Origin of the sequence: Pelomonas sp. SE-A7, from assembly GCF_030345705.1 — a bacterium.
Taxonomy (GTDB): Bacteria; Pseudomonadota; Gammaproteobacteria; order Burkholderiales; family Burkholderiaceae_C; genus JAUASW01.
This window is the reverse complement of sequence record NZ_JAUASW010000003.1, coordinates 606,350-632,442: the sequence shown is the minus strand read 5'-3', so window position 1 is coordinate 632,442 and position 26,093 is coordinate 606,350. Positions and strand designations below refer to the sequence as shown.

Sequence of the window (26,093 nt, the reverse complement as noted above, 5' to 3'; positions counted from 1 at the left end):
CAGGGATTTAGCGAAGAGTGGAACTTTAGGCCGCGGGACGCTGAATTAAATTCCAAGTCTTGCGCAAGATCTAGTTGAAAATCCGGCCATGGCCGACGACTCCCTGCCCTCCCGCGAACTCGACAAGATCGATGCCCGGCTGCTGCGCGTGCTGCAGCAGGACGGCCGGATTTCCAACCTCAAGCTGGCCGAGGCGGTGCACCTGTCTCCCACCGCCGTGCTGGAGCGGGTCAAGCGCCTGACCCGCGAGGGCTACATCCTCGGCTACGAAGCCCGGCTCAACCCGGCCAAGCTGGGCGCTTCCATGCTGGTTTTCATCGAGATCCTGCTGGACCGCACGGTGCAGGACGTGATGGACAACTTCAAGGCCGCGGTCCAGGCCCGGCCCGAGATCCTGGAATGCCACCTGGTGGCCGGCGGTTTCGACTACCTGCTCAAGACCCGGGTCTCGGACATGACGGCCTACCGCGAGTTCATTGGCAGCGTGATCTGGACCCTGCCCGGCGTGCGCGAGACCCGCACCTATGCGGTGATGGAAGAGGTCAAGAACACCACGGCCTTGCCGATCTGAGCCCGCTCCGCAAGCCGGCCCCCCATCGGTGGGAGCGGGGTCGGCCTCCCCCACGAGGGACCTCCTCGGTGTGATGGGCGGCCTGCGGCGGCAGCCCGACGATGGCGCCAGTCCAGCAACAACGGCCACGAACCGGAGCCCGCCATGCAATACGCCACCCACCACCAGCCCTCGGCCGCCACCCTGCAGCACTGCGCCCGCGAGGCCATGCAGGGTCGCTGCGGGTGGTTCGATTCCAGCTTCGAGCTGAACCACGGCCTGGAAATCAGCGAAGTGGACAGCCAGCTCGACTTCGACCTGTGGATCGTGGCCTTCGATGTGGCCCAGGCCTTGAAGCACTGAGTGAGCCGGCGCTCACTCAGACATCGAAGAACACCGTCTCGCCCTCGCCCTGCAGACGGATGTCGAAGTGGTAACGGGCCGGCCCGCCCGACAGGCGCCGCGCGATCAGGCGGGCACGCCGGACCGGATCGGCGATGGCCAGCAGCACCGGGTCGCGGGCATTGGCCTCGGCCTGGTCCTCGAAATACAGCCGGGTGTGCAGGCCCTGGTTGATGCCGCGGGCCAGCAGCAGCAGGCAGACATGAGGGGCTTGCGGCCCGCAGTCCGGCAGGCTGGCTTCGAAGCGGAACAGGCCGCTGGCGGCGTCGGCCGCGGCGCGGGCCCAGGCCGGAGCCTGGAGGTCGGGCAACCAGGCCTCCACCAGCAGGTCCCGCAGCGGCTCGCCGGCGCCGTCGTAGACGCAGCCTTCAATGACAATTCGTGGCCGGCCTTCGACCCCCAGCCTCGGACCCGCCGTGGCCACGGCAAACGGCGAGTCCAGGCCCGCGGCCCCGGGCAGCAGGCCGATGTGGACGAAGGGGCCGGCCGTCTGCGAAGCGCTTTCGCGGTGGCGGCGGCTCATGCCCGCGGCTCCTCGAACAGCGTCGCCTGCCGGCCGCGCAGGATGATGTCCCAGCGGTAGGCGCGCAGGTCCATGGCCTGGTCGGCGGCCGGGTCGTAGCGGGCCACCAGGCCGCGGATCTGCTCCTCGCTGGCAATGCTGTGGACGATGGGGCAGCGCTGGATCAGCGGGTCGCCCTCGAAGTACATCTGGGTCACCAGGCGCTGGCACCAGGCCTCGCCGGCCAGCGAGAAGTGGATATGGGCAGGCCGCCATTCGGCCCGGTGGTTGGGCCAGGGATAGGCGCCGGGCCGGATGGTGAGAAAGCGGTAGTGGCCCTGCTCGTCGGTCAGCGTGCGGCCGCAGCCGCCGAAGTGAGGATCCAGCGGCGCCAGGTACTGGTCGCGGGGGTGGCGGTAGCGGCCACCGGCATTGGCCTGCCAGACCTCGATCAAGACGTTCGGCTGGGGCCGGCCCTGCTCGTCCAGCACCACGCCATGGATCAGCAGCCGCTCGCCGATCGGCAGGCCGCCGCGGGCGCTGTTGAGTATCAGGTCATGGTCCAGCGCGCCCAGGTCCTCCCGACGCAAGCGCGGGCCCCGGGTCTCGGAAGCCGTGGGTTCCAGGCGCAGCAGCGGTTGGGCGGGCGCGCGCAGCAGGCTGCTCTTGTAGCCCGGACTCAGGGCCGGCGGATGGTCGCCGGGATTGCGCGGAACGAAGAGCTGCTGCTGGGACATTCGAGCCTCCACGGAAGACCCAGCATGCCAAGCGCCCGCAGGCCCGGCAAGGCGGCGACTACCAGTGCCGGAACGGGTGGGCTGCCAGGTTCGAGTTGAAGTAGCGCGGGTCCTCGGTGACCTCGGCACCCAACCAGGCCGGCCGTTCGAACGCCTGAGCCTCGTCGGGCAATTCGATCTCGGCCACGACCAGGCCGGCGTTGTCGCCGAGGAACTCGTCCACCTCCCAGCAGAGCCCGCCGCCGGCCTCGACCCGGTGCCGCCATTTCTCCACCAGCGGGCCGTCGCAGAGCTTGAGCAGCTGCTCGGCGTCCGCCAGCGGAATCTCGTATTCGAACTCGGCGCGCGTGGCACCAACCGAGCGGCCCTTGATGGTCAGCCAGGCCTTTGTGCCGACCTGGCGGACACGCACCGTGCGCGCCGGGTCGCGGGACAGATAGCCCTGGCAGTAGCGCTGGGCATCGGCCTGACGCCAGCCCTCGCCTGTCACCAGAAATTTGCGTTCGATTTCGACAGACATGCAGCTCAGCGCTTCAGAGGTTCGCCACTGAGGTGAATAGCCATACCGGCATAGTTCTCCCGGACCCGGTGTTCGCCATAGCAGAGCAGATGCAGCACGGCCGGCGGCCGGCGTGCCCAGCTGGCCCAGGCCAGCGGCGTGTCGCCATGGGCGTCGCGGACCTCCACCTGGGCGCCGGCATCGAGCAGCAGGCGCAAGGTGTCCGGCGTGCCAACCAGGGCGGCGCGGTGCAGGGCGGTCTCGCCGCGAGTACGGGCGTCGCGCATGAAGCCGCCGGTGGGCTGGCCGACCAGGGTCTTGGCATGGACATCGGCACCCGCGTCCAGCAGCACCTTCAGCACGCGGTCGCGGCCAATGCGTTCGTCATGGCAAAGGGCGGCATGCAGGGCGGTCTCGCCGGTGTCGCTCAGTGCATGGTCCGTCGGCGCGCCCTGCTCGACCAGGAACTGCACCAGGCGCCAATGGCCATGGAAGGCCGCGCCGTTCAGGCCCAGGTCGTCGCCCAGTTCGGACAGCGCCTGGCCGCGCTCCATCAGCACGCGCAGCGCGGTGACGTCGCCGTAGTAGGCGCTCCATTGCAGAAGACTGGCCCCATCGACCCGGGCATCGGCCGAGCCGCCGTCGGCGAGGCGATCCAGGATCAGGTCGGTGCGGCCAGCGGCGATGCGCTGCAGGATGCGGGTCGGGTCCATGGCCGGATTGTGGCCGCGGACCCGGGTTCCGGCCAGTCAGGCCAGCTGCAGATGGCGGCGGTTTTCCTGGGCCGGCAAGGCGACCCGCGGAGCGACGAAGTCCTCGGCCGGAGCCGGGCGGCCATAGAACCAGCCCTGGGCCCAGTCGCAGCCTTCGCGGCGCAGCCATTCGGCCTGCTCGGCGGTTTCCACGCCCTCGGCCAGCACGTCCAGGCCGAGGCTGCGGGCCAGCACGATGACGGTGCGGGCGATGGCGGAGACGTTGGCATCGCTGCCCAGCTCGTGGACGAAGCTGCGGTCGATCTTCAGCGTCTGGATCGGCATGCGCTTGAGATAGCTCAGCGAGGAGTAGCCGGTGCCGAAGTCGTCGATGGCCACGCGCACGCCACGCTGGGTCAACCGGTTCATCAGCTCGATGGCGCCCTCGGCGTCTTCCAGCAGCAGGCTCTCGGTGACTTCCAGTTCCAGCGCCTGCGGCGGGCAGCCGGTTTCAAGCAGGATCTGCTCCACGCATTCGACGAAATCGCTCTGGCGCAGCTGGCGGGCCGACACGTTGACCGCCACCTGCTGCGGCTTGCCCGGCTGGCCTTGCCAGCGCGCGGCCTGGGCGCAGGCCTGCTCGAGCACCCAGCGGCCGATCGGGATGATCAGGCCGGTTTCCTCAGCCAGCGGGATGAACTCGGCCGGCGAGATCGGGCCGCGGGTCGGATGGCGCCAGCGCAGCAGGGCCTCGGCACCGATCAGCGCGCCGTCGGAGAGGCGCACCTGGGGCTGGTATTCCAGGCGGAACTGCGCGGCCTCGTTGGCCTGGCGCAGCGCATGGGTCAGCTCGAAGCGCTGCTGGACCATGCGGGTCAGCTCGGGCCGGTAGGACTGCACCGTATTGCGGGCGCTGGCCTTGGCGCGGCACATCGCGGCCTCGGCGTTGCGCAACAGCGAATCGACGTTTTCGCCGTCGGTCGGGAATAGCGCCAGACCCACGCTGGCGCCCAGGTTGAAGGTCTGGCTGCCCACCCGGACCGGCTCGCAGATCGACTGGATCAGCCGGTCGCCCAGGCGCATCGAGGTTTCCTCGTCGACCAGGCCGGACAGCACCACGACGAATTCGTCGGCACCGACCCGGGCGACCGAGTCGCTGGCCCGCACCACGTTGACGAAACGCTCGGCCGCTTCGCGCAGCACGGCGTCGCCGGCGGCATGGCCGGCAATGTCGTTGACCTCGCGGAAGCCGTCCAGGTCGATGTAGAGCACGGCCACGCAAGTGTGGTCGCGCTGGGCGATGTGGATCTGGCGCTCGATGCGGTCGCGCAGCAGGGCCAGATTGGGCAGGCCGGTCAGGCGGTCGTGCAGCGACTGGTGCAGGAGCTCGGCCTCGGTCTCCTTGATGCGCGAGATGTCGGTCAGCACCATCAGGTACTGCTGCGGATTGCTGCCGCTGGCCGGCACCTTGACCAGGGTCGCCCAGATGGGCACCGCCGTCCCGTCGCGACGGCGGTCCACCAGCTCGCCGCTCCACTTGCCGGCGTTGTCCACCCTGCCCCAGAGGTCCTGTTGCAGATCGGCGTCCAGCGCGATGGCGCGCAACATCTCGGGCGTCTGGCCCATCAGCTCATGACGCTCATGGCCGCTGATGCGGCAGGCCGCCGGATTCAGGTCGACGATGCGCAGCTCGGCATCCATCACCAGGATGCCCTCGCCGCAATGCTCGAACACGGTGGCGGCGCGGCGGGCATGGTCCATGGCCTGCTGCAGCGCCGTCACGTCACGGGCAACGCCGATCTGGCCCAGGTACTCGCCTTCTTCGTAGACCGGCGCCTGCAGCACGTCCAGGCAGGCCCGGCTGCCGTCGGCGCGCTCGATCCAGCTGAGCTTGCGCTGCACGGCTTCGCGGCTGCCGGCGATGGCCTGCGTCCATTGCGGCGCCTGGTTCAGTTGCTCGTCGCGCCGGCCCAGCACTTCGGCCTCGCTGAGTCCGCTCAAGCGGCTGAAGGCCGGGTTGCTGCCGTCGTAGGCGTCGCCGGCATCCTTGAAATACACCGGGTCGGGAATGGCGTTGAGCAGGGCCACCAGACGGCCGCGCTCACCACGCACCCGGCGCAGCACTTCGCGACGCGCCTTCAGGCGCAGCCGCTGCCAGCGCAGCAGACCCAAACCCAGGGCCATGCCCAGCACGCCCAGCAGGCCGAAGGCGAACAGCCACAGCTCGGGCCGACCCAACAGGGCCGCCGGACCGGCATTCACAGCATTCGTCACCTGCGCCTGGGCCGGCACGATGGCCAGCCCGGTCCACAGGGCCCAACAGCCTTGGCGAAACATCGTCAAGCTCATCTAGTTCCGAACCTTTTCCGTTGTCGCCGGTTCTTGGCCAGCGCGGTGGTGGTGGTCGATTGCCCTGGTACGGCGGGGCATCCCTCAACGTCGACCGGAGCGGAGTTTGGACCTAGGGGGTTGACGGGGCCTAAGGGTTGGCCATTAGGAGCCACAGGCCAAGCCAGCAATTGCTCACGCTTTGAGCTGGTGCGTGCAGGCCGGGCGATTGCCGCCCGGCGGACTCAGAGGCTGAGCGCCAGCTTGGTGCCCTGCAGGATGGCCCGCTTGGCGTCGAGTTCGCCGGCCTCCAGCGCTCCGCCGACCAGATGCACCCGCAGGCCGGCCGCGCGCAGGGGTTCTTCCAGCTCGCGCAGCGGCTCCTGGCCGGCGCACAGCACGATGCTGTCCACGGCCAGCAGCTCCAGGTCGCGGCGGTCTTCGCCGTGGCTGATCCACAGGCCCTCGGCGGTGATCTTCTCGTAGTTGACCCCGCCGACCATCTCGACCTGCTTCATCTTCAGCGCCGCGCGGTGGATCCAGCCGGTGGTCTTGCCCAGGCCGGCGCCCAGCTTGCCGCTCTTGCGCTGCAGCAAGGTGATCTCGCGCGCCGGGTCGGCCGGGGCCGGCCGCACCACGCCGCCGCGCACCTCGGCCGGATCGGCCACCCCCCATTCGCGCCGCCAGGCCGGCGCATCCAGCGCCAGTGCATGGCCTTCATCGACCAGGAACTCGGCCACGTCGAAGCCAATGCCGCCCGCGCCGACTATGGCCACGCGCCGGCCCACGCTCTTGCGACGCAGCAGCACGTCTATATAGGACAGCACCAGGTCGGGGTGGTCGTCCTGGCCCGGGATGCGCGGGTTGCGCGGCGTCACGCCGGTGGCCAGCAGCACCTCGTCGAAACCCTTGAGCTGCTCGACGCCGACGCGCCGGTTCAGCTGCAGCTCGACACCGGTCAGCTCGATGCGGCGGCGGAAGTAGCGCAGCGTCTCGCTGAACTCCTCCTTGCCCGGGATGCGTCTGGCCAGGTTGAACTGGCCGCCTATCTCGGTGGCCGAATCGAACAGCTGCACCGCATGGCCGCGCTCGGCCAGCAGCGTCGAGGCCGCCAGGCCGGCCGGACCGGCGCCGACGACGGCGATCTTCTTGCGCGGCGTGCGGGTCGCGGCGATGGGCACCACGGCCAGCTCGCGCTCGTAGGCGGCACGCGGGTTGACCAGGCAGGTCGAGATCTTCTGCGCGAAGGTGTGGTCCAGGCAGGCCTGGTTGCAGGCGATGCAGGTGTTGATCTCGTCGGCCCGGTTCTCGCGCGCCTTCCTGACGAAGTCGGCATCGGCCAGGAAGGGCCGGGCCATGCTGACCATGTCGGCGGCGCCCTCGGCCAGCACGTTCTCGGCCACCTCGGGCATGTTGATGCGGTTGCTGGTGATCAGCGGCGTGGTGATGCCCTCGGCCCGCAGGGCCGTGCGCAGCTTCTGCGTCACCCAGGCGAAGCCGGCGCGAGGCACCGAGGTGGCGATGGTGGGCACCCGCGCCTCATGCCAGCCGATGCCGGTATTGATGATCGTAGCGCCGCCCTTGGCGACCCGTCGGGCCAGCTCCAGCACCTCGTCCCAGCTGCTGCCGTCCGGGATCAGGTCCAGCATGGAGAGCCGGTAGATGATGATGAAGTCCGGCCCCACGGCCTCGCGCATGCGCGCCAGGATCTCCAGCGGCAGGCGCATCCGGTTCTCGTAGGCGCCGCCCCAGCGGTCCTGCCGCTGGTTGGTGTGGGTGACCAGGAACTGGTTGATGAAATAGCCCTCGGACCCCATCACCTCGACGCCGTCGTAGCCGGCCTCGCGGGCCAGCCTGGCGCAGCGGATGAAGGCGCGGATCTGCCGTTCGATGCCACGCTCCGAGAGTTCACGCGGCGTGAAAGGCGAGATCGGCGACTGGATGCGGGAGGGCGCAACGCACAGCGGGTGATAGCCGTAGCGGCCGGTGTGCAGGATCTGCAGGGCGATCTTGCCGCCCTCGGCATGGACCGCATCGGTGATCACTTTGTGCCGCCGCGCCGCGCCGCCGGTGGCCAGCGTGCCGGCAAAAGGCTTGGCCCAGCCCTCGATGTTGGGTGCGAAGCCGCCGGTCACGATCAGCCCCACCTCGCCCCTGGCCCGCTCGGCGAAGAAGGCCGCCATGCGCTCGAAATGCTTGCGCCCGTCTTCCAGGCCGGTGTGCATGCTGCCCATCAGCACCCGGTTCTTCAGCGTGGTGAAGCCCAGGTCCAGGGGTTCGAGCAGGCGGGGATAAGGCATGGGGGTCTCCGGCATGAACGGCGCCTTGGTCGACTCGCAAGGCGCGGGCCATGCTAGCAGCGGGTGACGACCGGAAAACTGGGGGGATCGCTCTATGCTTTACAGTCCTACAAATTGCGACGCGGGGTGGATACAAGTCCCGCGTCCAATCGCGACCATATTTTGCTCAGGAGAAAGTGCAATGCGCTTTGGAAGTTTGGCCACGCTGGTGGCACTTGTCGGCAGCACGCTGCTGGCCGCCTGCGGTGGCGGCGGCGGTGGTAGCAGCAGCAGCAATGCGCAGATGCGCTTGATCAATGCCAGCGTCGGCTACAGCTCGCTCGATTTCACGATCGGCACCACCAAGACCAATACCGGCGTCGCCTACGCCACCGCCGGCACCTATGCCGACGTGAACACCGGCTCGACCGCCAGCCAGGTCCAGGCCAACGGCACCGGCACCACCCTGGTCTCGATCAGCCCCACCCTGACCGGTGGCAGCAAGTACAGCGTGATCGCCTACGGCTGGTCGGGCGCTCTGCGCACCACCCTGCTGCAGGAAGAAGAAGCCGTGCCGACCACGGCCGGCACCTCGAAGCTGCTGGTCCTGAACGAAGCCGCAGACGCCGGCGCCCTGGACGTCTACCTGACGGGCGCCACCGACAGCCTGGACAACGCTTCGCCCATGGCCACCGGCATCGTGGGCGGCGCCAGCAGCGGTTACATCGGCCTGAACAGCGGCTCGTTCCGCGTTCGCGTGACCGGCAACGGCAACCGCAACGACGTCCGCCTGGACATTCCGTCGATCTCGCTGGAAGCCCTCAAGGTCCACAGCCTGATCATCACCCCGACCCAGGGCGGCGTGCTGGTCAACGGCATCTTCATGCAGCAGCAAGGCAACCCGACCAACTATGCCAACAACACGGCCCGCGCCCGTGTCGTGGCTTCGGTGGCCAACAACGCCCAGGTCGGCTCGACCAGCGGCGGCAAGACCCTGCTGCAGAACTCGGTGGCCCCGACCATCGGTGACTACCTGACCCTGCCGGCCGGCAGCAACGCGATCAACACCACGGTCAACGGCACGGCCATGGCCGCCGCCAACGTCAACCTGACCGCCGGTGGCGACTACACGCTGATGGTCTGGGGCGACGCCTCGGCACCGCAGCTGGTCGTGTTCCCTGACGACAACCGCCTGCCGACCACGGCCGGCACCGCCAAGATGCGCCTGATCAACGGCGTGGCCGGTGCACCCGCCGGCCTGACGCTGACGCTGGACTTCAGCGCCATCGCCAGCACCATCGTGCCGGGCACCGTGTCCAGCCAGCTGACCGTGCCCGCCAGCACCAGCTCGCAGCTGTCCGTCACCTCGCCGGTCTCGCCCACGCCGCTGTTCAAGGAAACCGGCCTGACCATCAACCAGAACGGCATCTACACGGTGTTCGTGATGGGTGGTGGCGCCGTGGCGCCGCAAGGCGTGCTGCGTCGCGAGCGCTGATCCAACAAGCCAGGCCCCGGCCTGCCAAGCCCCGCGCTCTTCGAGCCGGGGCTTTTTTCTTGCCCGCGCGGGGCGGCTTCAGGGCAGCACGCGCAACTCGACCAGGCTGGAGCCGTTGCGCTGGCCCGGTCCGAAATGCACATGGAAGCCGCCCAGGTCCAGCTGGCCGACCGACTCCAGGCCCTGCGCCAGGCTCTCGCGGGTCAGCGGCGCCTTGGCACGGCGCAGGCCTTCGGCCATCACCTTGGCGGCCAGGTAGCCCTCCAGGCTGATGGAGTCGAACTGCCTGTCGCCGGCCTCGCGCATGGCCTGCTGGTATTCGGCCACCACCGGCAGGGCGCGGTCTTCGGGATCGGGGACGACCTGGGCCACGGTCAGGCCCTTGGCCAGCGGCTTGCCCAGGGCATGGCGCAACTGCTCCATGCCGGCGAAGGACAGCGCATAGAAGCGTCCGCGGAAGCCCTTGGCCCGCGCCTGGCGCACGAAGGCAGCGCTGCTGGCATAGGTCGACACCATGAAGATCGCATCGGCCGGACTGGCCTGTACCAGGGCCTCCACCGCCTCGGCCACCTCGGCCGTGTTGCGCTTGACCGTGTCGGTGGCCAGGATCTGCAGGCCCTGCGCACCGGCCACGGCGCGCATGGCCTCCAGGCCGGCTCGGCCGAAGAGGTCCGCCTGGTAGAACACATTGAGCGTGTGGATCCCGGCGATCTTCATGGCAACCGCCAGCTGCTGGGCTTCTTCGCGGTAGCTGGCGCGCACATTGAAGACCAGCGGGCGGTAGGGGCTGCGCAGCACATCTGCCCCGGTGTAGGCGCCGACGAAAGGAATGGACCAGCGCTTCACATAGGGCAGGGCCATATTGCTGGTGGGCGTGCCCACGTAGCCGAACAGGGCCAGCACACGGGGGTCTTCCACCAGCTTGCGGGTATTGAGGTCGGCCTTGTCGGATTCGTAGGCGTCGTCGAGCAGGTCCACGACCACCCGGGCTCCGCCGATGCCGCCCTGTGCATTGAGCTGGTTGAAGTAGGCGCCGGCGCCGGCATGGAAGCGCTGGCCCAGGCCGGCGGCCGGGCCGCTGAGCGCCGCCGAGGCGCCGATGCGGATCTCCGGGCCGGCGGCGCTCGCCCATGCCGACGGCGCGCCCAGCAGGGCCGCCGCCAGCGTCAGCAGGGTTCGCCTCGGGTTGCGCATCGCTCCTACAGCCAAGACTTTGCGGCGAGTCTACGGGCCGGCCGCCGTGCCGGCGCTTCGATCCGCGGCGGCCGGCGTACAAAACATCACGCTCGCCCGCCCCAAGCCGCCACAGACCTTACCAGACCCGGCAGCGCTGGGCATCCGGCTTGACCAGCTTCTGGCCCGGCTTGCAGCCGAAGGCCTTCTCGAACTCCGGCATGTTCACCACGACGCCGTTGATGCGGTAGCGGCCGGGCGAATGCGGGTCGGTCTTGGCCTTGACCCGCAGCGCCTCGGGCCGGGCGTCATTGCAGTCCCACTGGGCAAAGCCGACGAAGAAGCGCTGCTCGGGCGTGAGGCCGTCGCGCCGCTCGGGCGGGGTCTTCATGTCGGCGATCTGGGCCTGCCAGGCGGCCCAGGCCAGCACCAGGCCGCCCAGGTCGGCCAGGTCCTCGCCCAGCGTCAGCTTGCTGTTGATCTTGATGTCGTCGACCACGGTGTACCGGGCGTACTGGTCGGCCACGCAGGCAGCGCGCTTCTCGAAGGCGGCCGCATCCTTCTTGCCCCACCAGTCCTTGAGATTGCCCTGGCCGTCGAACTGGCGGCCCTCGTCGTCGAAGCCGTGGACCAGCTCATGGCCTATGGTGCCGCCGGTGTTGCCATAGTTGGGTGCATCGTCCAGCGCGGCGTCGTACAGCGGCGGCTGCAGCACGCCGGCCGGGAAGTTCATGTCGTTCATCTGCGGCTCGTAGGAGGCGTTGACCGTCTGCGGCGTCATGCCCCATTCGCCCCGGTCCAGCGGCTTGCCTATCTTGGCCAGCTGGCGGCGCAGCTCGAAGGCCTGGCCGGCCTGCACATTGGCGACGAAGCTGTTGAGGTCCACCTTGAGCGCGCCGTAGTCGCGCCAGCGGTCGGGGTAGCCGACCTTGTTGACGATGGCCTTGAGCTTGGCCTGGGCCTGGCGGCGCGTGGCCGGGCTCATCCATTCCAGCTTCTCGATGCGGGCCGCCATCGCATCCTCGATCTGGGCCGTCATCTTCAGCGTGGCCTCCTTCAGCGCCGGGCTGAAATTGCGCTCGACGAACTCCTGGCCCAGGGCCTCACCCATCTGGGCATCGACCAGCTCCACGCAGCGCTTCCAGCGGGCCTTGAGCTGGGGCACGCCGTTCAGGGTCTGGCCGAAGAAATCGAAATTGGCCTGGACCAGCTCGGGTGACAGCAGGGCCGCATGGCTGGAAAGCAGCTGCCAGCGCAGATAGCCCTTCAGCTCGGCCAGCGGCAGCTGCTTCACCATCTGCGCAAAGGCCTTCATGAAAGCCGGCTCGGTGACGTTGAAACGGCTCAGACCCTCGGGCGCACCCAGGTCCCGCTGGTACTGCGCCCAGTCAAAGCCCGGCGTCAGCGCCTGCAGTCCCTTGGCATCGACGGCATGGAAGCTCTTGTACGGGTCGCGCTTGTCGACCTTGCTCAGCGAGGCCCGGGCCAGCGCGGTCTCGATCTTCAGCACCGCACGGGCCTGGCTGCGAGCCGCCGTTGGCGAGGCGCCGGCCAGCTCCAGCAGTTGCGCCACATGGGCCTCGAACTGGCTGCGCAGCCGGGCCGACTTGGCGTCCTTGGCCAGGTAGTAGTCGCGGTCCGGCAGGCTCAGGCCGCCGGCCGTGGCGAAGGCGATCTGGCGGCTGGCATCGGCGAAGTCCTGGCCGGAAGAGAAGCGGAAGAAGAAGCGCTCGTTGTTGCTCGCCAGGTGCAGGGCGGCGAGCAGGGCCGGCAGTTCGCGCTTGTCGGCCAGGCCGTCGATTCTCTCCAGCAGCGGCTGCAGCGGCGCCAGGCCCTGGGCGCGGACCGCGTCCTCGTTCATGCAGGCGGCGAAGTAGTCGCCCATGCGCGCCTGGTTCGCCGTGCGCTCGGCGCCGCCAGCGGCCAGCTTGTCCAGGATGCCCCAGAGGTAGCGCTGGTTCTCGTTGGCCATCTTGGCGTAGACCGACCAGCGCGCCTGGTCCGCGGGGATGGGGTTGTTCTGGCTCCAGCGGCCGCAGGCGAACTGGTAGAGGTCCTCGCAGGGCTCGACCGTGCGGTCCATCGCGTTCACGTCCAGGCTGGGCGTGTAGGGCAGGGCGGCGAGCGGGGTTTCGGTGACAGGCTTGTCGGCTGCGGCCATGGCCAGGCCGGCGACCAGCAGGGCGGGAATCAGGAGCAGTTTGCTGCGCATGAAGAAGAGGGCGGGTTTGTGGGCCTCGTGGGCGAAGGCCGCATTCTCCGCCCGCGGGGGTCGGGCACTGCCGCCCCGCCGGCCCGGACAAACCCCTTGTGACTCAAGGCAGGGTGTAGCTCGCCAGCGCCTTGGGGAACTTCAGGAGCCACAGCCGGGTCTTGCGGTCCACCTCGTTGCCGCGGGCCACGCGCACGCCGACCGCGCCCGGCGTGCAGGCGCCGTCGTTGACGATGACGCCGTTGATGTCGACCGTGCAGGCCGTTGGGTCGCCCTCGATCAGCTTGCCGCCGGCATCGACCAGGCTGGTGCGCAGGCCGAAGTCGTTGTCGTTGATCAGGGCCAGGGTCTGTTCATCAACGAGGCTCAGGCCCTCGGCCTTCTCGGCCTTCCAGCCGGCGGCGTTCAGGTCCAGCAGCACGGTCTTCTTCAGCTTGACGACCTGCTTCCAGGGCGTGGCCACGGCCGTCGTGCCGTCGATGCTGTTCTTCTCCAGCTCGATGCCCAGGGCCGTGATGTCGGTGGCATTGGCCGGCAGCTCGACCAGCATCAGGAAGTTGCGCACCAGGCCATTGGCGTCGGCGCCCTGCTCGATCACGATGAAGCGGCCATTGCCCAGGCTCACCAGGTCGCCCAGCTTGGCGCTGCCGGTGCGATTGCGGTCCCAGGTCTCGCCCTTGCCGGCCAGCGCATAGTCCAGCGGATAGGCGAACAGGCGCGAGGTCTCGGTCTTGGGATCGAACTCCAGCCAGCGGGCGAACTGGGCGAAGTCGCGCACCTTGACCTTGTCGTTGCTCTTGCCGTCCTTGTCCATGTCGAAGCTGTCGGTCACCTCGATGGACTTGCCGGCACCGTCCAGCGGATCGATGGGGCTCTGCAGGAAGCCGTGCAGCTTGCCGCTGGCCTTGTCCTGCGCCAGGCCTTCCATGCCGCGGTTGCTGCGGCGCTGGGCCAGCACGGCCGGCAGCTTGCCGGCACCGGCGCCGGGCTCGTAGCGCTTGAGGATCACGCCGGTGGCGGCATCGATCTTGACGATGAAGGGGCCATATTCGTCCGAGGTCCAGAACACCTTGTTGGCCTCGTCGTAGACCAGGCTTTCGCTGTCCAGGCCCTTGGCGTCAAAGCCGCCCTTGGCGCCGTCGTAGCGCAGGCCATCGTCCAGCGGAATCTCCAGGCTGCTGCCGACCACGCCGAAGGGCGCGGGGCGGCCGGTGATCCTGGTGTTGGCGTCGGACTTCAGCGGCATCAGGCTGGCGATCCTGGCGCCGCCGCTGCCCACGCTGATCACGCCGATCGAGGGCGTGAAGCTGGGCGCCGGGAACATCTTGGTGATGCTGACGCTGGCCGGCAGGTCCGGGCGCGGCGCGTTGGGGCTGTCGCCATTGGGGCCGCGGTCGGTGATGCCCCAGAACTCCAGCTTGCCCTCGGCGGTCTTGCCCTTGAAGGCCAGGCCCGAGCCCACGGCCGGGTAGAAGCCCTTGGGGAAGTCCTTCTTGGCGGCGGTGTTCGTGCCTTCATAGGGCACGAACATCGAGGCTTCGGCCTGCAGCTCGTACTTGGTGATCAGGACCTCGCCACCGGCCGTGGCCTGGCTGCTCTTGCTGGTGCTCACCTGGCCCAGCTCGCCGGCCAGTGTGGACTCGTAATGCTCGGCCGAGGCGATGCGGCGCAGCTCGCCCAGGTTGCGGCTGGCGTAGCTCTGGCCGAAGGCATCGCTGGCGGCCGGCAGCAACGGCTTGAGCGCGGCCTCGAAGGCCGCCGGCGCCAGGCTGAAGTCCAGGCTCTTGCCCTTGAACGCATCGGCCACGGCGGCGGGGATGCGGATGCCGTTGCTGGCGTCATCGTCCTCGTCCAGCAGCTGCAGCAGGACCAGGCGGTTCACGAGCTGGGGCTTGCTCAGGTCGCTGGTCAGGGCCAGGTCGGACAGCATCACGCGCGGCGTGCACAGGCCGGTGCCCAGGTCGACATCGCCGAGCTTGAAGCGCACCAGATCTCCCTGCTTGCAGTTGAACGTGCCGTCGGCGCCGGTCGTGCCGGCGACGCCCGAGGGGCTGGCCGTGTAGGCCACGCCTTCGACCGCGGCATCGATCAGCTTACCGCTGAGGCTGGCCGGCTCGTCGTCACCGCCATTGCAGGCGGCCAGCAGGCCGACCAGGGCCAGGCTCAGGGGCGAGTACTTCCAGCGATTGCGGGACAACTTCTTCATCACGTGCGACTCCATCGCCGGCGGCGGCCGGGCAAATGGGCGGCACGATAGGGACGGGGCGTGACAGGGGCGTGTCAGCGCAGGCTGGCGTTCAGCTTGTCCAGCAGGGCCGAGCCGGGGCAGAGCTCGGCCTCGGCCAGCTGGTTCAGCGGCTTGGCCGAGGTCTTGAGCGCGGCATGCAGGTCGCGCGCCTCGGGGTCCACGTAGAGCAGGCCGGTCGGGATCACGCCCTGCGACTGCAAGGCCTGCAGGTGGTTCATCGCGGCCAGCTTGTCGGTGGGGTCGTAGTCGCTGAGCAGCCGCTTCAGGCGCAGCTGGGTGCCGTCGGCCTGTGGTACCAAGATCTCGGCCTCGTCGCCGCGGGCCTGCTGCTCGGCGTCCAGGTCGATGAAGTCGATGCGGTTCAGGGCCTCGTTGTGCTCGCGCACATGGTCGTAGGAGCGGGTGCTGCCGGCATGGTTGTTGAACGCCACGCAGGGGCTGATCACGTCGATGAAGGCAGCGCCGCCATGGCGGATGGCGCCCTCGATCAGCGGCACCAGCTGGGCCTTGTCGCCGGAGAAGCTGCGGGCCACATAGGTGGCGCCCAGTTGCAGGGCCAGGGCCACCAGGTCGATGGCGGTGTCGTGGTTCTCCGTGCCCTTCTTGGCCACCGAGCCGCGGTCGGCCGTGGCGCTGAACTGGCCCTTGGTCAGGCCGTAGACGCCGTTGTTCTCGACGATGTAGACCATGCGCACGCCGCGTCGCATCGCATGGGCGAACTGGCCGAGACCGATCGAGGCCGAGTCGCCGTCGCCCGACACGCCCAGGTAGAGCAGCTCGCGGTTGGCCAGGTTGGCGCCGGTCAGCACGCTGGGCATGCGGCCATGCACCGTGTTGAAGCCATGGCTGGCGCCGAGAAAATAGTCCGGCGTCTTGGAGCTGCAGCCTATGCCCGAGAGCTTGGCCACGCGGTGCGGGGCTATGTCCAGCTGCCAGCAGGCCTGGACGATGGCGCCCGAGATCGAGTCGTGGCCGCAGCCGGCGCACAGGGTCGAGACCTTGCCCTCGTAGTCGCGCCGGGTGTAGCCCACCGCGTTCTTCTGCAGCGAGGGATGGTGCAGCGATGGTTTGGCGAGATAGGTCATGGCGTGTCGTCTCAGCGCGGCGTGGTGGCCAGCGCATGCACATGGCGCGTGATCGCCTCGGTGATGAAGCGGGCGGTGATGGGCGTGCCGTCGAAATGCAGCACCTTGGTCAGCTTCGCTGGCGCTATGTCCAGCTCGTTGACCAGCAGGCTGCGCATCTGCGCGTCGCGGTTCTGCTCGACGACGAAGACCTGCTCATGGGCGTCGATGAATTCGCGCACCGAGGCCGGGAAGGGGAAGGCCCGCAGCCGCATCGCATCGAGATGGATGTCGGCGCCGGACAGCGCATGCAGGGCCTCGTCCATGGCCGGGCTGGTCGAGCCGAAATACAGCACACCCAGCCGGGTCTTGCTGGCCGCGACCCTGAGCTGCGGCTGCGGCACCAGGGTGGCCGCGGTGGCGAACTTCTTCAGCAGGCGCTCGACGTTGTAGACATAGTCCTCGCCCTTTTCCGAATAGCGGGCCTGCGGGTCGCGGGTCGTGCCGCGGGTGAAGTAGGCGCCCTTGCTCGGATGCGTGCCGGGCAGGGTGCGCCAGGGGATGCCGTCGCCATCCATGTCCTTGTAGCGCGCGAACTCCTTGCCGGCCTCGAGCTGCTCGGCCGTCATGACCTTGCCGCGGTCGAAGCCGCGGCCCTCAATCCAGGCCAGCGGCTCGCACAGGCGCTGGTTCATGCCTATGTCCAGGTCGGTCATCAGGAAGACCGGGGTCTGCAGCCGGTCGGCCAGGTCCAGGGCCGCGGCCGCCATCTCGAAGCATTCGCGCGGATCCTCGGGCAGCAGCAGCACATGCTTGGTGTCGCCATGCGAGGCATAGGCGGCGGCCACCAGGTCGGCCTGCTGGGTGCGCGTGGGCATGCCGGTGGACGGCCCGCCGCGCTGCACGTCGACGATGGTCAGCGGAATCTCGGCGAAATAGGCCAGGCCCAGGAACTCGCTCATCAGCGAGACGCCCGGCCCCGAGGTGGCGGTGAAGGCCCGCGCCCCGTTCCAGCCGGCGCCGGTGATCATGCCTATCGAGGCGATCTCGTCCTCGGCCTGGACGATGGCATAGCGCTTCTCGCCCGTGGCCGCATCGACCCGGTACTTGCCGCAGTACTTCTCGAAGGCCTCGGCCACCGATGAGGACGGCGTGATCGGGTACCAGGCGCAGACCGTGGCGCCACCGTAGACCATGCCCAGCGCCGTGGCCGCATTGCCGTCCACGAAGATGCGCTGGCCCACGCTGTCGGCGCGCCTGACTTGCAGGGCGAGCAGGCCGCCGAGGTGGTCGCGCGCGAACTCGCGGCCGGCATGCAGGGCGCGCACGTTCGAGTCCAGCAGCTTTTCCTTGCCGCGGTACTGCTCGGCGAACAGTTTTTCTATGACCGCCGGCTCAATGCCCATCAGCTGCGACAGCGCCCCCAGCACCATGATGTTCTTGAACAGCTGGCGCTGGCGCGAGTCCTCGTAGGTGGCATTGCAGATCGCCGTGACCGGCATGGCGATCACATGCAGGTCCTCGCGGAAGGCGCTGGGCGGCAGCGGCCGGGTCGAGTCGTAGAACAGGTAGCCGCCGGGGCTGATCTCCTTCAGGTCGGCGTCCCAGGTCTGCGGGTTCATCGCCACCATCAGGTCCACGCCGCCGCGCCGGCCCAGCCAGCCGGCTTCGCTGACCCGCACCTCGTACCAGGTCGGCAGGCCCTGGATATTGCTGGGGAAGATGTTGCGCGGGCTGACCGACACGCCCATGCGCAGGATGGCCTTGGCGAACAACTCGTTGGCCGAGGCCGAGCCCGAGCCGTTCACGTTGGCGAACTTGACGACGAAGTCGTTGACCGCTTCGATACGGCTCATGCCATCGCCCTCCGCGTCTCATGGTCCCGGCAGGCGGCGCCGGCCTTGGTCGTGACCAGCAGGAACTTCTGCATGTCCCAGGCCCCGGTCGGACAGCGCTCGGCACACAGGCCGCAGTGCAGGCAGACGTCTTCGTCCTTGACCATCACGCGGCCGGTCTTCAAGTCGCCGGACACGTACAGCGCCTGCTCCAGGTTCAGGGCCGGCGCCTTGAGCCGCTGGCGCAGCTCGGCCTCCTCGCCGTTCTCGACGAAGGTGATGCTGTCCATGGGGCAGATGTCCACGCAGGCATCGCATTCGATGCACTGCTTGTCGCTGAACACGGTCTGCACGTCGCAGTTCAGACAGCGCTGCGCCTCCTTGAAAGCGGTGGCGGCATCGAAGCCCAGCTCTACCTCGACCTTGATGCTGGCCAGCGCCTTCTCGGCCTTGGCCCAGGGCACCTTGTAGCGGGCATCGTTGGCGATGGCGTTGTCATAACTCCATTCGTGTATGCCCATCTTCTGCGACAGCAGGTTCACATGCGGCGGCGGCCGCTTGGCCACCGACTCGCCGTGCAGATGGCGGTCCATGGACACCGCCGCCTCATGGCCATGGGCCACGGCCGTGATGATGTTCTTGGGGCCGAAGGCCGCATCGCCGCCGAAGAAGACCTGGGGCAGGCTGGACTGGAACGTGACCCGGTCCAGCTGCGGCAGGCCGTCCTCGCCGAAGGCAATGCCGGCGTCTCGCTCTATCCAGGGGAAGGCGTTCTCCTGGCCGACGGCGATCAGCACCTCGTCGCAGGGAATCACGACTTCCTCGCCGGTCTGCGCCTTCTTGAAGCGCATGCCGGTCAGCTTGCCGTTGTCTTCATGCTCGAAGGCCAGCGGCACATGGAAGTCCAGGATGGGAATGCCCTCGTGCTCGGCGTCCTCCTTTTCCCAGGGCGAGGCCTTCATCTGCGCATAGCCGCTGCGCACCGCCACGGTCACGCTTTGGGCGCCCAGGCGCCGCGCCGAGCGGCAGCAGTCCATGGCCGTGTTGCCGCCGCCGAGCACGATGACCCGCGGCTCCACCTTGTCCACATGGCCGAACGAAACCGAGGCCAGCCAGTCGATGCCGATGCGTATCTTGGCGCCGGCCTCCTGGCGGCCCGGCAGATGGAGGTCGCGGCCACGCGGCGCGCCGCAACCGACGAAGACCGCGTCATAGCCCTCGGCCAGCAGCGCCTTCATCGAGGCGATGCGCTCGCCGGCCCGCAGCTCCACGCCCAGGTTCAGCACATGGCCGCATTCCTCGTCTATCACCGACTCCGGCAGGCGGAAGCGCGGAATCTGGGTGCGGATGAAGCCACCGGCCTTGGCCTCGCCATCGAAGACCGTGACCGCATAGCCTTGCGTCGCGAGGTCGCGCGCCACGGTCAGCGAGGCTGGGCCGGCACCCACGCAGGCCACGCGCTTGCCGTTGCGCGCCGCGGGCTTGGGGAACAGGGTGCGCAGCTCCTCGCTGGTGTTGTCGGCCGCCACGCGCTTGAGCCGGCAGATCGCCACCGCCTCGGGCTTGGCGGCATTCTTTTCTTCGACGCGCCCGCGCCGGCAGGCCGGTTCGCAGGGCCGGTCGCAGGTGCGGCCCAGCACGCCCGGGAAGACGTTGGACAGCCAGTTCACCATGTAGGCCTCGTCGTAGCGGCCCTGGGCGATCAGGCGTATGTATTCGGGGACGGGGGTATGGGCCGGACAGGCCCACTGGCAATCGACGACCTTGTGGAAGTAGGCCGGGTCAAGGATATCGCTGCGCTGCACCGTGGATGTCCTCCTGGGCGTTCACAGCGTCTGCACTTTCACGGTGCTGTCTGCGGCACCGATGCACCACTGTGTCGGGCCAGTCTACGCCCGGCGCACCAGGGCGGGGGGCCGGGGCAAACCCGCGCGCCCTGCTTCAGGGCAGGGTGGCCGGCTGGCGCAGCACTTCCTTCTGCCAGACCGGGCCCAGCTTCTTCGACTCGCGCGCCCAGAGCTGCGGCTGCAGCGCCCGCGCATTGCGGTACTGGGCGCTGTCCACCAGGCGGCGGCGCACCGCCTCGGGCAGCTCGATCTGGTCGATGCGGATCGGCCGCGCATTGCCCCGCGCCAGGTTCAGCTGGCCGGCGTCGCTGAAGATGTATTCGCGCACCAGCTGGGCCGCATTGGGACGCGGCGCGTAGCGGTTGAGCAGGGGCGCATAGCCGCTCATCACCGAGCCGTCGGCCGGGATCAGGATCTCGAAGTCGGCCGCATTGGCCAGCCGGTGGCGGAACGACAGGGCATTGAAGTCCCACATCAGGTAGACATCGGCCAGGTTGGCCTTCATGCGTCCCACGCCGACATTGATCGGATTGAGCCGACCACGCGCCGCCACATCGGCAAAGCGGGCCACGGCCGGGTCCAGCCGGGTCTCGCTGCCACCCAGCGCAATGGCCGCGGCCAGCAGGACCGCATTGGCTTGCGCCGTGGGGCCGACCTCGCCCGGCATCACGCGCAGCTGCCGGTCCTCGAACAGCTGCTTCCAGCTGTGCGGCACCTTGGTCACGCCCCTGGTGTTGACCACGAAGGCAATCGTGCCGGTGTAGGCCAGGGCCCAATGGCCTTCGGCATCCTTGGCCCAGTCGGGGATCTGCTCCCAGACCGCCGGCTTGTGGGCCCGGGTCAGGCCCAAGGCCTTGGCCTGGGCGGCGAACTCGTAGCCCACGTCGACAATGTCCAGCGTGGCCTGGCGGCCTTCGTTCTGCAGCCGGGCAATGGCCTCGGCGCTGCTGGTGTTGAAATCCTCATGGAGGAGGCCATGCAGATGCTGCATGTCGGACCAGGTCTCGCGCCAGTTCGCCCAGAAATCGGGCATGCCGGCACTGACGATGCGGCCCTCCGCCCGTGCCGCCTTCTCCAGCTCCGTAGGCGGCGCGGCCAGCGGACGGCCAGCGGCCCAGAGTGCCGGCAGCATGGTCAGGAGGCGTCGTCGACGGGCGTCCATGGGCGGTGGGGTCAGAGCCGGGGGAGCTTAGCATCACCCCCCATTGGGTGGGGCGGCTTGCGCCCCGGCCGGTCCGCCAAGCCGGCCCGGGGATAATTCGCCCCATGCTGATTCATGCCTGCCCCCATCCGCTGCGCCTGCTCGCCGCCTTGCTGGCCGCAACGGCGCTGCTCGGCGGCTGCAGCTTTTCGGCCCCCTCGCTGAGCTCCACGCCCAAGACCGCGGTCTACCTGAACGAGCGCTTCCAAAGCGACGAGACCTTCTCGCGATTGTTCGACGCCGGCGTGGCCGACACCTGCGAAGCCGCCCGCCGGGCCCTGCTGAGCCAGGGCTACATCATCACCAGCGCCCGCGAAGGCGCGATCAACGGCAGCAAGCGCTTCCAGCCCGAGGGCGAGGTCCATGTGGAGCTGAGCTTCAACATCGTCTGCGTGCCCGACGGCAAGAACAGCGGCATCGCCACCGCCTATGTCTCGGCCCAGCAGGACCGCTACGCGATCAAGAAGAGCACCAATGCGACCAGCATAGGCGTCAGCGCCCTGGGCTCGATCTCGGTGCCGCTGTCCTCGTCGCAGGACTCCCTGGTCAAGGTGGCCAGCGAGACCATCCCGGCCGGCGAGTTCTACGACCGCTTCTTCGCGCTGATGAGCCGCATGCTGCGCGAGCAGTCGAACGACAAGCCGACCGCCTCCGTGCAATGAGCGGCTCCAGGCTTGTCTATTCCACCGAGACCGGCCGCACCTGCCCGGACTGCCGCCAGGCGCTGGCCGACTGCCGCTGCGCCGCACTGAAGAAGGCGGCCAAGCCGAGCAGCGGCGACGGCATCGCCAAGGTCTGGCGCGAGAGCAAGGGCCGCGGCGGCAAGACCGTCACCCTGGTCAAGAACCTGCCGCTGGCGGAAGCCGAGCTGCAGCTGCTGGGCAAGAAGCTGCGCTCGGCCTGCGGCACCGGCGGCACGACCAAGGACGGCGTGATCGAGATCCAGGGCGACCATGCGGAGCGCGTGACCGAGCTGCTGGTCAAGGCCGGCCATCCGGCAAAGAGGGCGGGCGGCTAGTACAGTCGGCGGCACTTTTTTGCCGCCCGACCGAACGACCCGCCATGTCCCACAAGCTCACCGCGCTGCTCGCCGCCTCCCTGCTCGCCGCCTCCAGCCTGGCCGCGCCGCCTTCGCTGACCACGGTCTCGGAGCGCAGCGGCTTCCTCAAGACCGGCCGCTTCGACGAGGTGCAGGCCCTGTGCATGGACTTCGCCAAGGCCTACCCGGGCCGGGTGCGCTGCTGGGAGTTCGGCCGCACGCCGCAGGGCCGTCCCATGCTGGCCCTGGTGGCTTCGGACAGTGGTGCGCTCAGCCCCGCCGAGGCCCGCAAGCGCAAGCTGCCGGTGACGCTGATCCAGGGCGGCATCCACGCGGGCGAGATCGACGGCAAGGACGCCGGCTTCCTGGCCCTGCGCCAGATTCTCGACGGCCGTGCCGCGGCCGGCTCGCTGAAGAAGCAGGTGCTGGTCTTCGTGCCGGTGTTCAACGTGGACGGCCATGAGCGCTTCGCCGCCTGGAACCGTCCCAACCAGCGCGGCCCCGAGCAGATGGGCTGGCGCACCACGGCCCAGAACTACAACCTCAACCGCGACTACGCCAAGGCCGACGCACCCGAGATGCAGGCCATGCTGCGCCTGATCGACCTCTGGGACCCGCTGGCCCTGGTGGACCTGCACGTCACCGACGGCGCCAAGTTCGAGCATGACGTGGCGGTGCAGGTCGAGCCGGTCCACGCCGGCGACGAGGCGCTGCGCGAAGTGGGCCGCGCCTGGCGTGACGGCGTGGTGGCCGACATCGCCAAGCAGGGCTCGCTGCCCGTGGTCTTCTATCCCTCGTTCAACGAGGACGACAATCCGGCCTCGGGCTTCACCGACAGCGTGGCCCCGCCGCGCTTCTCCACCGGCTACCCGCTCTTGCGCAACCGCCTGGCCATGCTGGTCGAGACCCATTCGTGGAAGGACTACCCGACCCGGGTGCGCGTGACCCGCAACATCGTGGTCTCGGTGCTGGAGCGCATGGCGGCCGAAGGCGCGGCCTGGCAGAAGGTCGCGGCCGAGGCCGATACCCGCGCCGCGCAGCTGGCCGGCCAGAGCGTGGCGCTGAGCTGGAAGGCCAGTGCCCAAGTGCGCGAGATAGCGTTCCGCGGCTATGCCTACACCCGCACGCCCAGCGATATCTCGGGCGCGCTGATGACCCGCTACGACGAGAGCAAGCCCGAACTCTGGAAGCTGCCGCTGCGCGACGACATCGTGGCCGACCTGCAGGTCCAGGCGCCCAAGGCCGGCTACCTGGTGCCGGCCGAGCATGCGGCCTGGGTGGCCGACAAGCTCAAGCTGCACGGCCTCAACTACCGGATCCTGAAAGCGCCGCTGCCCAAGGCGCCGGTCCAGGCCTTCCGCGCCACCATGGCCAAGCGCGGTGCCCAGTCGGTCGAAAGCCACCAGCGCCTGGACCTGCAGGGCCAGTGGGCCGCCGAGGCGCGCGACCTGCCGGCCGGCTCGCTGTTCGTGCCCATTGCCCAGCCCGGCGCCCGCCTGGTGATGTCGCTGCTGGAGCCGCTGGCGCCCGATTCGTTCGTGGCCTGGGGCTTCTTCAACAATCACTTCGAGCGCAAGGAATACATGGAGGGCTATGTGGCCGAGGAAGTGGCCCGCGAGCAGCTGGCCGCCGACCCGGCGCTGAAGGCCGCCTTCGAGAAGCGCATCGCCGAGGACGCCGCCTTCGCCAAGAGCGCGTCGGCCCGCCTGGACTTCTTCGCCCGCCGCCACAGCAGCTGGGACGAACGCTTCAACCTCTATCCGGTGCTGAGGACCGACCAGCAACCCTGAGGTGGCGCTCGAAGAAATCGACGATGCGCGCTTCCACCGCCGGCAGCTCGGCCGCGCGGTCGAAGCCCGGCGGGTCGTTGATCAGCTCGCCGAGCAGGCCGCTGAGGCCGGGCGGCAGCGGCGACAGATAGGCGCCATGGCCGCCGGCCGCCAGATCGGCCAGGTGCTCGCAGCGCGGCAGGCAGGCGGCCAGGATGCGGTCGGAATGGAACTGCGGATGCAGCCAGCGGTCCTGCCGGGCCGTGACCAGGGCCAGCGCCGCGGTGGGCCGGGTCAGCGAGCCCGGATCGAAATCGGCCGCCGCCGGCACCGCCGCCACCACGGCCTTGATGCGGCGGTCGCTGTGCTGGCGCAGCTCGCCGTCATCGGCGAACTTGAAGCGCAGGACCCGGGTCGCGATCCACTTCTTGAGGCCGTCGGCCCAGCCGCCGGTCAGCCGCGTGGCCAGGCCCACGCAGGCGTTGAAGTCCTCGGCCAGGTGGCCATCGCAATGCCGGCTGAACAGCGCCGGTGACCAGCGGCCGCCGGCCACGCTGAGCGCCGTGTGGCCGCCGGCCGACATGCCGAAGACCCCGACGTTCTGCAGATCGACGCGCGGCCCGAAGCGCGCATCGGCGGCCACCGCATCGATGGCCCGCGAAACCTCGGCCGGCCGCAGCGTCCAGCTGTCGGGGCCGGGCCTGCCATCGTCCCAGCTGTTGTCGGCCCGGTGGCGCGGCGCGGCCACCACGTAGCCGGCCTCGACCAGGGCGCGTATCAGCGTGAAGTGGACCCAGGGCGAGCCGCCCGAGCCATGCGAGACCACGACCAGGCGGCCATTGCCTGGCCGCGGTGGCGCGTCCACGGCGATGCGGAAGCTGCCAAACAATCGGCGCTCCGGCTGGCCGGCGAGCTCGGTCGGGTAGAACACCGTGACCGGCTCGGCCTCGTCCGGTTGCGAGCGCAGCTCGGTCACCGCCACGCCGGCCTGGGCGCTGACGCAAGCCCACAGGCCGAGCAGCAAGCCGGCCATCCCCCTCTTGAATCCCATCTTGACTCCTCATCGCCGGCAACAGGCCGGCGGTGGCGTCACTGTGCGAAGGCGGCGTCCGGCCGTCTCGCCGATTCCGGTCTGAGCGGGTTTCGGCTGGCCGAATTCAGCAATCGGCCAGCGCCTGGCGGCGGAATTCGCTGGGAGTCAGCCCGGTCTCGGCCTTGAAGGCGCGGTTGAACGGGCCTATCGATCCGAAGCCGGCCTCCAGCGCAATCGCCAGTATCGACTCCTCGCGCCGCGCCGGATCGGCCAAAGCCGCCCGCGCCGCCGCCAGGCGGAAGCCGTTGATGAAGGCGTTGAAGTTGCGGTGGCCCAGCTGCTGGTTGATCAGCCGGCGCAAACGGTACTCGGGCAGGCCCAGGCGGTCGGCCAACTGGCCGATGCCGAGCTCCTCCTGGCGGAACAGGCCCTCGGCCTCGACCCGCTGGCGCATCTGCTCGGCCTGGGCCCGCTCCTCGGCATCGACCGGCGGCGGCTCGGCCGGCAGGGGAGCCGGTGCGGCCGGCAGCAACTCGTTCGGCGCCACGCCGAGCAGCTTCCAGGCCAGGCCGGCGACCAGCAGCAGCAACAGCGCCATGTCCAGCACCGCACCGCCTTCGCTCAGCCGCCCCTGCGGCGAGGCCAGGCGCAGCGCCACCAGGACGACGGTGTAGACCGAGCCCGCCACGGCCAGGTAGAGAGCCAGCCGGCGGCGGCGCTCGACCAGGTCGGCCCGCCGCGGCCGCAGGGCCGCGCGTATCGCCAGCAGGGCGAACAGCACCGGCAACCAGCGCTGCAAGAGCATCGAGGGTGAGCCCTCGGGCAGGGCCAGCAGGCAGTTGCTGGTGCCCAGCGCCGCCACGGCCAGCCAGGCCCCGGCCTGCCAGCGGCGCGGCCGGAATTCCTCGTCGAACAGGGCGGCGGTGAACAGCCAGAACAGCAGGCCGTTGGCCACCGAGACGCCCACCAGCGGCGCCTGCCAGGCACGCGGCACCTGGCATTCGAACCAGGGCATGGAGGACACGACCTGGACCGCCAGGCCGGCCGCCAGCGCCACGCCCAGGCGCACGGCGGCAAAGCCGGCGCGGTCGCGCAGCATCAGCCATGCGGTCACGCCCATCAGGGCCAGCACGGCGCCGCGCAGCGCGGCATCGATCAAAAGGGCGGCGTAGGCAGGCTCGGTCATCT

General features: G+C 69.2%; 21 protein-coding genes. 6 read left to right on the top strand and 15 right to left on the bottom strand.

All coding sequences use genetic code 11. From position 1 onward, the window contains the following. The first annotated feature begins 88 nt into the window (after positions 1 to 88). Positions 89 to 571 (top strand): Lrp/AsnC ligand binding domain-containing protein, encoded by a 483-nt coding sequence (locus QT382_RS20855; RefSeq protein ID WP_289256049.1) that lies wholly within the window; start codon positions 89 to 91, stop codon positions 569 to 571. A gap of 144 nt (positions 572 to 715) precedes the next feature. After that, a complete protein-coding gene (locus tag QT382_RS20850; RefSeq protein ID WP_289256048.1) occupies positions 716 to 913 on the top strand; it encodes a hypothetical protein in 198 nt (65 codons plus the stop codon). A 16-nt stretch (positions 914 to 929) separates the two neighbouring features. Here QT382_RS20850 and QT382_RS20845 read toward each other — a convergent pair whose 3' ends face one another. The 6 genes from QT382_RS20845 to QT382_RS20820 all read right to left on the bottom strand — a co-directional run bounded on the left by QT382_RS20845 (position 930) and on the right by QT382_RS20820 (position 8,010). Then, positions 930 to 1,475: a peptidase associated/transthyretin-like domain-containing protein gene (locus tag QT382_RS20845; RefSeq protein ID WP_289256047.1), complete on the bottom strand. Its 546-nt coding sequence runs from the start codon at positions 1,473 to 1,475 to the stop codon at positions 930 to 932. Beyond that, positions 1,472 to 2,191, bottom strand: coding sequence for a protocatechuate 3,4-dioxygenase subunit beta (gene pcaH / locus QT382_RS20840; protein ID WP_289256046.1), 720 nt, complete (start codon positions 2,189 to 2,191; stop codon positions 1,472 to 1,474). The genes QT382_RS20845 and pcaH overlap by 4 nt, the downstream gene beginning before the upstream one ends. Positions 2,192 to 2,249: 58 nt before the next feature. After that, positions 2,250 to 2,711 (bottom strand): CYTH domain-containing protein, encoded by a 462-nt coding sequence (locus QT382_RS20835; protein WP_289256045.1) that lies wholly within the window; start codon positions 2,709 to 2,711, stop codon positions 2,250 to 2,252. A 5-nt stretch (positions 2,712 to 2,716) separates the two neighbouring features. Next, positions 2,717 to 3,403, bottom strand: coding sequence for an ankyrin repeat domain-containing protein (locus QT382_RS20830; protein ID WP_289256044.1), 687 nt, complete (start codon positions 3,401 to 3,403; stop codon positions 2,717 to 2,719). A 36-nt stretch (positions 3,404 to 3,439) separates the two neighbouring features. Then, a complete protein-coding gene (locus QT382_RS20825; RefSeq protein WP_289256043.1) occupies positions 3,440 to 5,719 on the bottom strand; it encodes a putative bifunctional diguanylate cyclase/phosphodiesterase in 2,280 nt (759 codons plus the stop codon). A gap of 236 nt (positions 5,720 to 5,955) precedes the next feature. Then, complete coding sequence (locus QT382_RS20820) at positions 5,956 to 8,010, bottom strand: NADPH-dependent 2,4-dienoyl-CoA reductase (protein ID WP_289256042.1); 2,055 nt, start codon at positions 8,008 to 8,010, stop codon at positions 5,956 to 5,958. Positions 8,011 to 8,191: 181 nt separating this feature from the next. On the opposite strand from QT382_RS20820, the gene QT382_RS20815 reads away from it, so the two are divergent. Then, positions 8,192 to 9,484 carry a DUF4397 domain-containing protein gene (locus QT382_RS20815; protein ID WP_289256041.1) on the top strand — a complete coding sequence of 431 codons (1,293 nt, stop codon included), beginning with the start codon at positions 8,192 to 8,194 and terminating at the stop codon, positions 9,482 to 9,484. 78 nt (positions 9,485 to 9,562) lie between these two features. Here QT382_RS20815 and QT382_RS20810 read toward each other — a convergent pair whose 3' ends face one another. The 7 genes from QT382_RS20810 to QT382_RS20780 all read right to left on the bottom strand — a co-directional run bounded on the left by QT382_RS20810 (position 9,563) and on the right by QT382_RS20780 (position 21,025). Beyond that, positions 9,563 to 10,678, bottom strand: a complete 1,116-nt coding sequence (locus QT382_RS20810) for an ABC transporter substrate-binding protein (protein WP_289256040.1) — start codon at positions 10,676 to 10,678, stop codon at positions 9,563 to 9,565. Between the two features lie 118 nt (positions 10,679 to 10,796). Beyond that, positions 10,797 to 12,869: a M13 family metallopeptidase gene (locus tag QT382_RS20805; protein ID WP_289256039.1), complete on the bottom strand. Its 2,073-nt coding sequence runs from the start codon at positions 12,867 to 12,869 to the stop codon at positions 10,797 to 10,799. 103 nt (positions 12,870 to 12,972) lie between these two features. Continuing rightward, positions 12,973 to 15,075 carry an esterase-like activity of phytase family protein gene (locus tag QT382_RS20800; RefSeq protein ID WP_289256038.1) on the bottom strand — a complete coding sequence of 701 codons (2,103 nt, stop codon included), beginning with the start codon at positions 15,073 to 15,075 and terminating at the stop codon, positions 12,973 to 12,975. Positions 15,076 to 15,149: 74 nt separating this feature from the next. Further along, positions 15,150 to 16,202, bottom strand: coding sequence for a 2-oxoacid:ferredoxin oxidoreductase subunit beta (locus QT382_RS20795; RefSeq protein WP_289256037.1), 1,053 nt, complete (start codon positions 16,200 to 16,202; stop codon positions 15,150 to 15,152). Positions 16,203 to 16,213: 11 nt separating this feature from the next. Continuing rightward, a complete protein-coding gene (locus QT382_RS20790; RefSeq protein WP_289256036.1) occupies positions 16,214 to 18,037 on the bottom strand; it encodes a 2-oxoacid:acceptor oxidoreductase subunit alpha in 1,824 nt (607 codons plus the stop codon). Continuing rightward, positions 18,034 to 19,821 carry an FAD-dependent oxidoreductase gene (locus tag QT382_RS20785; protein WP_289256035.1) on the bottom strand — a complete coding sequence of 596 codons (1,788 nt, stop codon included), beginning with the start codon at positions 19,819 to 19,821 and terminating at the stop codon, positions 18,034 to 18,036. Before QT382_RS20785 ends, QT382_RS20790 begins: the two co-directional genes overlap by 4 nt. 136 nt (positions 19,822 to 19,957) lie before the next feature. Next, complete coding sequence (locus QT382_RS20780; protein WP_289256034.1) at positions 19,958 to 21,025, bottom strand: ABC transporter substrate-binding protein; 1,068 nt, start codon at positions 21,023 to 21,025, stop codon at positions 19,958 to 19,960. Positions 21,026 to 21,129: 104 nt separating this feature from the next. Between QT382_RS20780 and QT382_RS20775 the strand changes: the two genes are divergently transcribed. Genes QT382_RS20775 through QT382_RS20765 form a run of 3 tightly spaced genes read left to right on the top strand, consistent with a single transcriptional unit; the run spans position 21,130 to position 23,893 of the window. Further along, complete coding sequence (locus QT382_RS20775) at positions 21,130 to 21,726, top strand: DUF2242 domain-containing protein (protein WP_289256033.1); 597 nt, start codon at positions 21,130 to 21,132, stop codon at positions 21,724 to 21,726. Continuing rightward, entirely contained in the window at positions 21,723 to 22,082 is a 360-nt protein-coding gene (locus tag QT382_RS20770; RefSeq protein WP_289256032.1) for a translation initiation factor Sui1, read from the top strand. Before QT382_RS20775 ends, QT382_RS20770 begins: the two co-directional genes overlap by 4 nt. 44 nt (positions 22,083 to 22,126) lie before the next feature. Further along, positions 22,127 to 23,893, top strand: a complete 1,767-nt coding sequence (locus tag QT382_RS20765) for a M14 family metallopeptidase (RefSeq protein WP_289256031.1) — start codon at positions 22,127 to 22,129, stop codon at positions 23,891 to 23,893. Here QT382_RS20765 and QT382_RS20760 read toward each other — a convergent pair. Both QT382_RS20760 and QT382_RS20755 read right to left on the bottom strand, forming a co-directional pair. Beyond that, complete coding sequence (locus QT382_RS20760) at positions 23,853 to 24,923, bottom strand: alpha/beta hydrolase family protein (protein ID WP_289256030.1); 1,071 nt, start codon at positions 24,921 to 24,923, stop codon at positions 23,853 to 23,855. The genes QT382_RS20765 and QT382_RS20760 overlap by 41 nt on opposite strands. Positions 24,924 to 25,029: 106 nt before the next feature. After that, a complete protein-coding gene (locus QT382_RS20755; RefSeq protein WP_289256029.1) occupies positions 25,030 to 26,091 on the bottom strand; it encodes an AraC family transcriptional regulator in 1,062 nt (353 codons plus the stop codon). Positions 26,092 to 26,093: the final 2 nt, after the last annotated feature.

Bases quoted from the DNA above. Each gene is read 5' to 3' on its own strand.
- QT382_RS20825 (WP_289256043.1), bottom strand. From the start codon at position 5,719: ATGTTTCGCCAAGGCTGTTGGGCCCTGTGGACCGGGCTGGCCATCGTG.
- pcaH (WP_289256046.1), bottom strand. From the start codon at position 2,191: ATGTCCCAGCAGCAGCTCTTCGTTCCGCGCAATCCCGGCGACCATCCG.
- QT382_RS20755 (WP_289256029.1), bottom strand. From the start codon at position 26,091: ATGACCGAGCCTGCCTACGCCGCCCTTTTGATCGATGCCGCGCTGCGC.
- QT382_RS20835 (WP_289256045.1), bottom strand. From the start codon at position 2,711: ATGTCTGTCGAAATCGAACGCAAATTTCTGGTGACAGGCGAGGGCTGG.
- QT382_RS20855 (WP_289256049.1), top strand. From the start codon at position 89: ATGGCCGACGACTCCCTGCCCTCCCGCGAACTCGACAAGATCGATGCC.
- QT382_RS20810 (WP_289256040.1), bottom strand. From the start codon at position 10,678: ATGCGCAACCCGAGGCGAACCCTGCTGACGCTGGCGGCGGCCCTGCTG.
- QT382_RS20795 (WP_289256037.1), bottom strand. From the start codon at position 16,202: ATGACCTATCTCGCCAAACCATCGCTGCACCATCCCTCGCTGCAGAAG.
- QT382_RS20775 (WP_289256033.1), top strand. From the start codon at position 21,130: ATGCTGATTCATGCCTGCCCCCATCCGCTGCGCCTGCTCGCCGCCTTG.
- QT382_RS20830 (WP_289256044.1), bottom strand. From the start codon at position 3,403: ATGGACCCGACCCGCATCCTGCAGCGCATCGCCGCTGGCCGCACCGAC.
- QT382_RS20815 (WP_289256041.1), top strand. From the start codon at position 8,192: ATGCGCTTTGGAAGTTTGGCCACGCTGGTGGCACTTGTCGGCAGCACG.
- QT382_RS20760 (WP_289256030.1), bottom strand. From the start codon at position 24,923: ATGGGATTCAAGAGGGGGATGGCCGGCTTGCTGCTCGGCCTGTGGGCT.
- QT382_RS20790 (WP_289256036.1), bottom strand. From the start codon at position 18,037: ATGAGCCGTATCGAAGCGGTCAACGACTTCGTCGTCAAGTTCGCCAAC.
- QT382_RS20765 (WP_289256031.1), top strand. From the start codon at position 22,127: ATGTCCCACAAGCTCACCGCGCTGCTCGCCGCCTCCCTGCTCGCCGCC.
- QT382_RS20820 (WP_289256042.1), bottom strand. From the start codon at position 8,010: ATGCCTTATCCCCGCCTGCTCGAACCCCTGGACCTGGGCTTCACCACG.
- QT382_RS20805 (WP_289256039.1), bottom strand. From the start codon at position 12,869: ATGCGCAGCAAACTGCTCCTGATTCCCGCCCTGCTGGTCGCCGGCCTG.
- QT382_RS20845 (WP_289256047.1), bottom strand. From the start codon at position 1,475: ATGAGCCGCCGCCACCGCGAAAGCGCTTCGCAGACGGCCGGCCCCTTC.
- QT382_RS20780 (WP_289256034.1), bottom strand. From the start codon at position 21,025: ATGGACGCCCGTCGACGACGCCTCCTGACCATGCTGCCGGCACTCTGG.
- QT382_RS20800 (WP_289256038.1), bottom strand. From the start codon at position 15,075: ATGAAGAAGTTGTCCCGCAATCGCTGGAAGTACTCGCCCCTGAGCCTG.
- QT382_RS20770 (WP_289256032.1), top strand. From the start codon at position 21,723: ATGAGCGGCTCCAGGCTTGTCTATTCCACCGAGACCGGCCGCACCTGC.
- QT382_RS20850 (WP_289256048.1), top strand. From the start codon at position 716: ATGCAATACGCCACCCACCACCAGCCCTCGGCCGCCACCCTGCAGCAC.